Genomic DNA, 8,909 nt, shown 5'->3' on the forward strand with positions numbered 1-8,909 from the left:
TACGCCAACCACGCGACGGCCGAACAAGTGAACCTGAAACCCCGCCAACCCCTTCTGACCAGCTGATCAGCACCTCCCGCACGCCGGGGGAAGCTCAACCAGCGGTGTGCGATCGCGGTATGGCTGATGCGACGATCAAGGTTTCCCCTGATACGCGTGACCGCCTGGCCGCTCTCGCAGCGGCCCGCGGCACCACGATCGGCGCCCAGGTAGCCCTGCTGGTGGAGCAGCAGCCCACCGCGGAGCAGATCGCCGAGCGCGTCGCCGAGGGCCGCCGGCTGCTGTGAGAGCACTTCGGGATGACCCTCACCGACACCGAACTGGACCAGGGCCCGGACCTGCTGCAGCGGGTCTACGACATCGCCGCGGCCGACGCGCGCGCCAAGGTCGCCCCGAGGCGCAGCGCGTGATCATCCTGGATTCCAGCGCCCTGGCCGCGCTGGCCGACGGCCACCAGCGCCTGCACCGGATTGTGGACTCCGCCCTGTGCAGCCCCTTCCAGCACCTGCTGGTCCCGGTGCTGTGCCTGGTCGAGGCCGAAATCAAGGACGAGGGCGCCGCGCACGCGGTCCTGGCGCTGCCCTCGCTCGAGTTCGAGCCCCTGGACGCGAGCACCGCCGTGCTGGTGGCGACCATGGTCCGCGACGGCTACGGAGGCCGGGACCTGGCTCACACCATCTCCGCCAGCCTGCCCACCCCGGCGCGCCCGCTGCAGCACCTGATCCTGACGGCCCGTCCGGAGCTGTACCCGCCCGGGATCGCCACCGTCCACATCGACGACCCCCGCCTGGAGCCGTACGAGTGTGGCTGCCGGGGCGGGGGAAGCTCCCCGCGAGCGCGGGGCCGACCTGCCCCGGCCGGCGGTGTAGACCACCTTGACGGGACCATCCCCGCGACCGCGGGGATCTTCCTCGCCTCGACAGCTTGCGGCAGCCAGGCCGCTCGTCGGCCCCGCGCTCGCGGGGATGGTCCCGCGGAGGCCCGCGTGATTCTCGGCGTGGCCGCCGCCCGTGCCGGTCGTCATGGTCGCGTGCGCGAGCGGCTACCGGGAGATCGCCATTGGCAGCGGCTCGGTGCCTCCGTCGCCAGTGGGGCGCGCGGGCCGATGACGCCCGCTCTGCGTGTGCGCCTTGTGCGCCCTGTCTTACCGACAGTTGTCGGTATGTACTCGCTTCGTGACGACAACCACCGAACGTCCTGTGCCCGCCCCTGGACCTGACGGGGTGAATCCTCTGCGCGCCCGCCGGGCCGTGCGCGACTTGTACGCCCGGCCGACGATCACGGCGGCGGACCTGACCGCTCCGCTGCTCGTCCTGCCCGACGACGGCCCGGCCGGACCGGAGCTTCCCGGGGCGACCAGCCTGTACGGCGTTGCTCGTACGGTCCGTCGCTGGCGGGACCTGGGCATCCGGGGAGTGAAGATCTTCGCGTACGGGCACGACCGTGACCACCGCGCATCGGGCGCTCTGGCCGCCGGCAACCGGATGCTGGCCGGAATCGAGGCGGTCAAGGCTGTCGCCCCCGACATGGCGGTGACCACCGAGGTGTGCGGCTGCTCGTGGACCGACCACGGGCAGTGCGTCCTGCGCCGCGACGATGGCGGGATCGACCTGGACGCTACCTACGAGCTGATGGCCGCCATGGCGGTGCAGCACGCCCAGGCCGGTGCCGACGTGGTGTCGCCGACCGCGATGCTCGACGGCTCGGTACGAGCTGTACGCAGCTGGCTGGACGAGGCCAACCACCGCGATGTCGGGGTGAACCCGAACCTGGCCCTGCACACCGTGCTGTACGGGCCGTTCAAGCAGCTGATGGGTACCGACCCGCGGGCTGGGCACCGGCGCGGTCTGCAGCTGGAGCCGGGCCGGGCGGACCGCGACGCTCTCGTCCAGGCCCGCCGCTGGGTGGCGGAGGGCGCGGACTCGCTCACGCTGCAGCCGGTCATGACGGCGATGGACGTGCTGGTCCGCCTACGAGCCGACCAGCAGGTGCCGATCGTCGCGTACTCGACGTCCGGGGAGTGGGCGGCGCTCCAACAGCTAGGCCCGGAGGGCGTGGTGGAGTACCACGCGGCGCTCAAGCGGGCCGGCGCCGACGTGATCCTGTCCTTCGCGGCCGAGCAGGTCGCCCAGCACCTGGAGGGGGCCGGCCGTGGATGACACCCCCTGGCAGCGGCCCGCCGCCCTGGCACCGATCCTCGCGGATGCCGCCGAGCTCGGGTTCGCCATGTCGTGCGAGGAGCGGACCGGCTCGCTGCTGGCCACCCTCGCCGCCTCCAAACCGGGCGGGCGGATGCTGGAACTTGGCACCGGGGTCGGCGCGGGTGCGGCCTGGCTGCTGCACGGCATGACGGCCAGCTCCCGGCTCGTGACCGTCGAAGCGGACCCGAAAGTGCAGACGGTCGCCGCCCGGCACCTCGCCGCCGACGACCGGGTGACGTTCGAGACCGCTGACGCGGACGCCTGGCTGGACGCCTATGACGGCCCCCGGTTCGCGCTCGCCTACGTGGACTGCCGGCCCGGAAAGTTCCACCGCCTGCCCGACCTGCTCGACCTGCTGGAGCCCGGCGGCCTGTACGTGGTGGATGACCTGCTCCCGCAGGTTACCTGGCCCGGCGACCACCAGCCGCGGGTGAACGGCTTCCTCACCCGAATGCCCGAACAGCCCAAGATCCGTGCCACGCCGATGCGCTGGGCATCCGGACTGCTGGTCGGCGCGAGAATCTGACGGACTATCATCACCGCATGGCCGCTGCTGAGCTGATCCGCATCGTCTCCCGCTCCTCCCCCATGGCGCTCGCCCAGGTGGAGCGCGTCCGCGCCGAACTCGCCGCCCTGCACCCGGGCATCCGCACGGAGGTGGTGCCCGTCACCACCTCCGGCGACCGGTGGATGGGCGACCTCGCCCACCTCGGCGGCAAGGGCGCCTTCACCAAGGAGGTCGACGCCGCGCTGCTCGCCGGAGAGGCCGACCTGGCGGTGCACTGCCTCAAGGACGTGCCCGCCGACCGGCCGCTGCCCACCGGAACGGTGTTCGCCGCCTACCTGGAGCGCGACGACATCCGCGACGCGCTCGTCCACCCTGGCGGCCTCGCCCTGGACAAGCTCCCGGCTGGCAGCCGGATCGGCACCTCCTCGGTGCGCAGGATTGCCCAGCTCGCCGCCTCCCATCCGCACCTGAAGTGCGTGCCGATTCGCGGCAACGCCAACAGCCGCCTAGCCAAGCTCCACGTCGGCGAGGCCGACGCGCTGCTGCTGGCCGTCTCCGGCCTGGAGCGGATCGGGGAGACGGAGCGGATCAGTGAGGTTCTGTCGCTCGACGGGATGTGTCCGCCGATCGGCGCGGGCATCCTCGCTCTGCAGTGCCGCGAGGACGACAGCGCCACCATCAACGCCGTAACCGGTCTCGGTCATCACGACACCTGGCGCGAGGCCACCGCCGAGCGGATGTTCCTCCACGTTCTCCAGGGTCACTGCAACTCGCCGATCGCCGGGTACGCGAAGGCCGAGCCGGACGGCCGCCTGTCCCTGCGCGGCAGGGTCTTCTCCCCGGACGGCAAGCAAATCCTGGACGCCCACGAGTGGGCCGGCTCTTTGAGCCCTGAAGACCTCGGCACCGCCACGGCCCTCGCGCTCAAACGGCAAGGCGCGCACGAGCTGATCGCCGCGATCCCCCACTGACCGCCATCTCCAGACGGCAGCAAGCCCCCGGGCCGAGAAGGCCCGGGGCGTTCACGCCGCCTCTGCCATAGCCGATCAGCCCCAACTGGCGTCTTGGAGGGTCCAGACGCTGTTGTCAAGGGTGTTCCAGCCGGTGTCGGTGAGGTTCCACCCGGAGTCGACTGCTCCCCGCGCTCGCGGGGATGGTCCCCGCAGTTGTCCCGGTTTTCCCCGAAGCGGGCGAAGCGGAGATCCCGAGGGCGCGGCCGGGGCCTCACGCCGCTCCGGTCCGCAGCGGTGTCAGCCGGACCGGGTGCTGGTAACCCGGCGGGATCGCATCGCCGATTCGAAGACAGCCTTGTCGCCGTACGCTGATGGCCGGGCCCCTCACGGCTCGAGCGTGAGGGCCCGGCCATCTTCTCGGGTTGTGCTGATGCCTGGTCAGGGTCCGGCGATCACCCAGGTCACGAAAATTGCGGACATGCCAGGGTGGTATCTGTACACGACGTGATGCGGTCGCCGGAGTCGGAGGCCGGGTCGGTGCGGGCGGTGTAGTCGTCGACCTCGGGGTCGGCGCCGCCGGGCACCGGGATGCCGAGCCGCGGGTAGAGGGCGAGGCGCTCGACGAGCTTCTCGACCGCGTCCAGCTCGCCGGGGCGCAGCGTGGCGAGGGCGGCTTCGGCGGTGTCGGAGAGGAAGACGTGCAGCGGGGTCGGCTGTTCGGGCTGGTCTGTCACCGGTCGCCGCCGGCGGCGCGGAGCCGGGCGAAGGCGTCGGCGGCCGGGGTCCACTTCTGGCCGCCGATGGGTGCGGTGAGGGATGCCATGGCCTCGGGGCTGGTGCGTAGGACCAGGCGGTGGCGGTAGGTGGCGATGACTTCGGCGACGGCGCCGAGGTCGCCGATTGGGGAGGAGTCGAGGGCGGCGGCCAGGGCCTGCTCGAAGGCCTCGCGGTCGCCGGGCAGGCCGTAGCGGGAGAGCGCGGTGCGCAGCTCGTGCAGGGTGGTCGGCCTGGGAACGGCCGTGTCCTGGTGGTCGGGCTGGGTGGTCACCTGGTCCTCCTCGGTGGTGGCGGCCGCCGTGGTGGCGGGCCGCAGGTTCGACGGTAGCGGTCGGCGGGCGCTGGTTGGGACGGTCCTGGTCACGCGGCACCGCTGAGGGTCACCGGCGGGCGGGCGGTGCGCAGCGGGACGGCGTGGCCGCGGGCGACGGCGAGAGCGGCGTGGTGGCGGGCGAGGGCTTCGCGGGCCCGGGTGGTTCGGGCCAGGGCCTCCTCGTCTTCGACGCAGGGGCGGTGGGCTTCCTCGGGTTCGCGCAGGCGGTTGTAGTGCTGGCGCAGGATCTCCTCCCGGGCGGCGGCTTCTTCGTCGAGCGCTGCCTGACGGGCCTGGGCCTGGTCGCGCATCTGCTGGCGGAGCTGCTGGTAGGCCGGGCTGTCGGCGAGCGGGCGTGCGGCCGGGATGGGGGCCAGGGCCGGGCGCTGCTGGGCCGGGGCGGGGGTCGGTTCCAGGTCGGGTGCCGGGCTGGCGGTGGTGGCGCCGACCCGGATCTCGATGGCGCGGACGGTGTCGGGCCGGGCCTGGTTGAGCTTGGTGAGGAGCTGGTGCTGCTCCAGGCGCAGCTTGGTGGCCCAGGCCGGGGAGTCGCACGTGATGCGCAGGGTGCGGGTGTCGGCGTTGAAGCCGGCCGGGAACCAGTGGGTGGCTTCCTCCGCGCCGACGAGCTGGGCCCAGTTGTTGCGCATGGTGCCCTGGGCGGTGCCGAGCGCCCAACCCTGGGCGGCGGCCATGGTGGGCACGACGGAGGCCAGGGTGGAAGGGTCGCGGGTGTCCCGGCCGGCGCGGGCGATCTGCTGGCGGGTCGGGACGGTCTTCTTCGCGGGGGCGTTGCCGTTGAGGCGTGCGGTTCGGCGGGCGGCGCGCAGCGCGGTGCGGGCCAGGTCGGCGCCGCCGGGCTCCTGGGTGGTGCTGGTCATGCGGTGAACCTCCTGACGGGGATGCGGGCGTGCTCGGCGGCGTCGGCGATCTGCTCGTCCAGGGCCCGGTTGTCGATGAAGGCGAGGACCAGGTCGGCGTCCGTGATGAGCCGGTCGGCCAGGTCCTCGTCGGTGAGCGGCGGGTGGCTGTGGTCGGGGCGGGGGTCGAGGCAGCCGCACCGACGGTCGCGGTTCACCGGTTCGGTTGGCTGGTCGTTGGCCTTGGCCCAGCGGCGGGCTAGGTCGCCGACCTCGCCGGTGGCCTCGAGGTGGCGGACGGCCAGCAGGTGGAGCGGGCCGCGGTCCTGGACCAGGTCGTGCCAGGTCTCCAGCAGCACGTCCTCGACCAGCTGCTCGTCGGCCCAGCCGGCCGGCTCGGTGACGACGACGCTGGTCGAGGCGACCACCAGGCGCAGCGCGGTGACCTGGGGAGCGCCGGTGAAGCGGTTGAGCTTGGCCAGCAGGGACGTGGTGAGCAGCCTGGTCTGGAGCAGGTAGGCCCTGGTGTCGCACAGCACCAGCAGCTCGCCGGTCTGCGGGTCGTAGACCGGCACGGTGTGGGCGGCCAGCGCGGGGGTGGCGGCTTGAGTCCACCAGGGGAAGGCCCGCCAGAGCTCGATTCGGGAGTCGTCGGTCATCGGGTCACTCCGAGCTGGACGTTGGGGTTGGCGGCGAGGTGGGCGTACTGGGCGACCAGATCGGCGCCGAAACGCTCGAAGGCCTGGTCGCCGGCGGCTTCCATCTGGGCGAGCGCGACCGCGGGCAGGTAGGCGGCTTCGAGCAGGTCCTGCCTGGTCGCGGGCGCGGTGGTGGCGGCCGCGCCGAACAGGTCGGCCATGAACTCCAGCTCAGCGGCCAGCTCCCGGACGGCGACCACGGAGGTGTCGTCGACCCGCACGGCGGCTCGCTCGGCCACCGCCTGGTCGTGCTGCTCCTGCTCGACGTCCTGGCGCAGGGCGTGCGCGATCAGGGAGTGCGGCCGCTCAGGGCGCCACAGCACCCCGGCGCACCCGTACTGGCCTGCGATCTCGCCCAGCCAGGACATGACCCGGTCCTCGGACCAGCCCCGGTCGGCCAGGTCGTTGAGGACCCACCGCAGCTGGTCGTGCGAGGCTTGGCGCACCCACGGCACCCGCCGATACGCGACCCGGGCGAGCTGGTCGCTGGCAGCCATCATGGCTGCCGTGACGACCTGCCCGAGCACCGTGCGGCGCCGCTCCCCGGTCGACTGCGCAGCGCGCTTCTTCCTGGTGCTGGACGTGGTCTCACGGGCCGTGCCCGTAGTTTTTGAATCACCCACAGAGGGAGAGCCAAGGTCAGTAGTGGTACCACCCTCCATTGGGGTGCAACGCGACGTGCTGACGGACTGTCGGATACGGCTGTGACGGACGGTGCGGCGGGTGCGGCGGAGTTTCCGGGCGGCCTTCTTCCCGAGTTTCGCGATCAGGCCCCGGCCCTCCTCCGAGATGCCGGTCATCCGCCGCTCCACGCCCTCGCCTGCGGTCCGGATCCCGAGCGCTCGGTCATAAGAAAGGGGGATGAGGCGCTCGTACTCCGACGCGAGGCAGGTGACCCGCTTCTGACCGGGCATCATCGGCAGCCGGGTGCCGATCGAGCGCCAGGCCAGCAGGCCGGTCGCCCGCAGGATCTCCAGGTGGTACTGCACGGTCCGCTTGCTGCATTTCAGCTTCCGCATCAGGAACGTGATGGTCGGCCGGCACGGAGTGAGCTCCGACAGCACCTCGACCAGACGCAGCGTCGTCTCGCCGAACTTCGGGCCGTGCGTCGGGACGTAGAAGCCGGCACCGTGTACCCATTGCGAGGCCTGCCGCCAGCTGTAGACGTCCAACGCGATCCGGCCTGCCGTACCCGACACTGTCTGCTGTTCCTGCGGCTCCCACGCCACTTGGCACGAGGTCGACCTGGACGACTCTTTGGGTGGGGCGGGCTGCTGGCCGGGAGCGATGGCGGTAGCTGCGGTGGTGCCTGCGTTCATCGGGCACCACGTAGATGCCCCGGATGCCGCGAGACCGGCATATGCAGTCGAACAACATGAAGTAGTGATGAAACGGGCGTAGCCCGGGGGAGTGATTTGTGTCACGTCAAACTGGCGGTGTGGCGGTGTGACTGACACGCCACCCGGATTGAGCGGGCGCGGACTGGCCAGGCAGCAGAGGGAATCAGGGTGTGCGGAGCGATCAATGGGACCGCCAGCGGCATCGGCCTGCGCGACGCCAACAGTGACGGCACCCCGGTGCAGCCCGTCAGCTGCGCCATGGTCTCTGCGGCGCCGACACCGAGGCGGTGGTGTTCGACGAAGGTCCGCGGCTGGTGGCGCTTGTCGCCAGTGCGGGGCTGCGAAGGCCGGTGCGACTGTGACGAAGGCGCCGGTCGCCACCGGGTGGTCGACGCCGTCTGCCATGGTGCGCGGTGGATCAGACGTCCTTCAGGACGTTCTCGGTGGTGGCGGGTTCAGGCTCGTGCTCGCCACTGGATCAGCATGATGTCGGCGCTGGCGCCGCTTGCGAGGCCGAAAAGCGCCACGCGCGTGCCTGGGCGCAGTCGGCCCTGCTCGTGGGCGTGAGCGAGTTGGAGGGGGAGGGTGGCGGCGCCCATGTTGCCGGTGCGGGCTGGGGCCTGCGCCCGTTACACGAGAAGAACGCAGTCAAGGGCGGCTGAGCGCCATGGCACCCGTGAAGGGTCGCTCAGCCGTCGCGCTCCGGTCTCCTGCCCAGGTGGTGATTGGGTTTCAAACCATATGTCGCCCCGTGGGATGAATGTGATTCGTACCCGGGCGTGTCGCTGCTGCCCGCTGCGAGCCTTGTCTATACCAGGTAGGTATGGGGACTGCACCTTCCGGCGGGCCCTGCCCACGTCCGGCCACCCCACCGAGAGCCGACACCCGTCGGTGCACTTGCGGAGGTACATCATGTCCCGTTCCACTACCACGCTCGCTGCCCTGGCGGCCGCCGGCCTGATCGCCTTGGCAGCGCCCGCGGCTGCTGTTGCCGCGCCCCGCGCGGCCACCAACACCATGTGCCTGGACGTGGGTGGTTCTCGCAACAACGGGGACCACGCCAAGATCTGGCAGTGCCAGAGCCCCGGCTTCGGCAATCAGGACTTCGTCATCGACAGGGGCCAGATCAAGGTCAGGGACACCATCGGAACCGGCCGACAGATGTGCCTGGACGTGGGTGGTTCTCGCAACAACGGGGACCACGCCAAGATCTGGCAGTGCCAGAGCCCCGGCTTCGGCAATCAGGACTTCGTCATCGA

The 8,909-nt window shown here is 71.5% G+C and carries 11 protein-coding genes; 5 read left to right on the forward strand and 6 right to left on the reverse strand.

Annotated features, from left to right (window positions below):
• Window positions 1–119: 119 nt before the first annotated feature.
• The 4 genes from ABD369_RS39400 (at window position 120) to hemC (ending at window position 3,680) form a co-directional block, all read left to right on the forward strand.
• The gene (locus ABD369_RS39400; RefSeq protein ID WP_344641460.1) at window positions 120–287 is read left to right on the forward strand and encodes a hypothetical protein; all 168 of its coding nucleotides are present in this window, start codon (window positions 120–122) and stop codon (window positions 285–287) included.
• Between the two features lie 936 nt (window positions 288–1,223).
• Window positions 1,224–2,159, forward strand: a complete 936-nt coding sequence (locus ABD369_RS39405; RefSeq protein ID WP_344641461.1) for a hypothetical protein — start codon at window positions 1,224–1,226, stop codon at window positions 2,157–2,159.
• Entirely contained in the window at window positions 2,152–2,727 is a 576-nt protein-coding gene (locus ABD369_RS39410; RefSeq protein ID WP_344641462.1) for an O-methyltransferase, read from the forward strand. The genes ABD369_RS39405 and ABD369_RS39410 overlap by 8 nt, the downstream gene beginning before the upstream one ends.
• 17 nt (window positions 2,728–2,744) lie before the next feature.
• On the forward strand, window positions 2,745–3,680 hold the full coding sequence (gene hemC, locus ABD369_RS39415; protein WP_344641463.1) for a hydroxymethylbilane synthase: 936 nt from the start codon (window positions 2,745–2,747) through the stop codon (window positions 3,678–3,680).
• A gap of 443 nt (window positions 3,681–4,123) precedes the next feature.
• On the opposite strand, the gene ABD369_RS39420 is transcribed toward hemC, so the two are convergent.
• The 6 genes from ABD369_RS39420 to ABD369_RS39445 all read right to left on the reverse strand — a co-directional run bounded on the left by ABD369_RS39420 (window position 4,124) and on the right by ABD369_RS39445 (window position 8,249).
• Window positions 4,124–4,396: a hypothetical protein gene (locus tag ABD369_RS39420; RefSeq protein ID WP_344641464.1), complete on the reverse strand. Its 273-nt coding sequence runs from the start codon at window positions 4,394–4,396 to the stop codon at window positions 4,124–4,126.
• The gene (locus ABD369_RS39425; RefSeq protein WP_344641465.1) at window positions 4,393–4,803 is read right to left on the reverse strand and encodes a hypothetical protein; all 411 of its coding nucleotides are present in this window, start codon (window positions 4,801–4,803) and stop codon (window positions 4,393–4,395) included. Before ABD369_RS39425 ends, ABD369_RS39420 begins: the two co-directional genes overlap by 4 nt.
• Window positions 4,800–5,633, reverse strand: coding sequence for a DciA family protein (locus ABD369_RS39430; protein WP_344641466.1), 834 nt, complete (start codon window positions 5,631–5,633; stop codon window positions 4,800–4,802). The genes ABD369_RS39425 and ABD369_RS39430 overlap by 4 nt, the downstream gene beginning before the upstream one ends.
• A complete protein-coding gene (locus tag ABD369_RS39435; protein ID WP_344641467.1) occupies window positions 5,630–6,271 on the reverse strand; it encodes a DciA family protein in 642 nt (213 codons plus the stop codon). The genes ABD369_RS39430 and ABD369_RS39435 overlap by 4 nt, the downstream gene beginning before the upstream one ends.
• A complete protein-coding gene (locus ABD369_RS39440) occupies window positions 6,268–7,509 on the reverse strand; it encodes a hypothetical protein (protein WP_344641468.1) in 1,242 nt (413 codons plus the stop codon). Before ABD369_RS39440 ends, ABD369_RS39435 begins: the two co-directional genes overlap by 4 nt.
• A 596-nt stretch (window positions 7,510–8,105) precedes the next feature.
• Window positions 8,106–8,249: a 3-oxoacyl-[acyl-carrier-protein] synthase III C-terminal domain-containing protein gene (locus tag ABD369_RS39445; protein ID WP_344641469.1), complete on the reverse strand. Its 144-nt coding sequence runs from the start codon at window positions 8,247–8,249 to the stop codon at window positions 8,106–8,108.
• A 313-nt stretch (window positions 8,250–8,562) separates the two neighbouring features.
• Here ABD369_RS39445 and ABD369_RS39450 point away from each other — a divergent pair.
• Window positions 8,563–8,909, forward strand: a 347-nt coding sequence (locus ABD369_RS39450) for a ricin-type beta-trefoil lectin domain protein (protein ID WP_344641470.1), incomplete at its 3' end; no start/stop codon positions are given.

The organism is Kitasatospora cystarginea (assembly GCF_039533515.1).
Taxonomy (GTDB): Bacteria; Actinomycetota; Actinomycetes; order Streptomycetales; family Streptomycetaceae; genus Kitasatospora; species Kitasatospora cystarginea.

Excerpts from the sequence above, each read along its gene's own strand:
- ABD369_RS39400 (WP_344641460.1), top strand. The coding sequence starts at position 120 with ATGGCTGATGCGACGATCAAGGTTTCCCCTGATACGCGTGACCGCCTG.
- hemC (WP_344641463.1), top strand. The coding sequence starts at position 2,745 with ATGGCCGCTGCTGAGCTGATCCGCATCGTCTCCCGCTCCTCCCCCATG.
- ABD369_RS39430 (WP_344641466.1), bottom strand. The coding sequence starts at position 5,633 with ATGACCAGCACCACCCAGGAGCCCGGCGGCGCCGACCTGGCCCGCACC.
- ABD369_RS39435 (WP_344641467.1), bottom strand. The coding sequence starts at position 6,271 with ATGACCGACGACTCCCGAATCGAGCTCTGGCGGGCCTTCCCCTGGTGG.
- ABD369_RS39445 (WP_344641469.1), bottom strand. The coding sequence starts at position 8,249 with ATGGGCGCCGCCACCCTCCCCCTCCAACTCGCTCACGCCCACGAGCAG.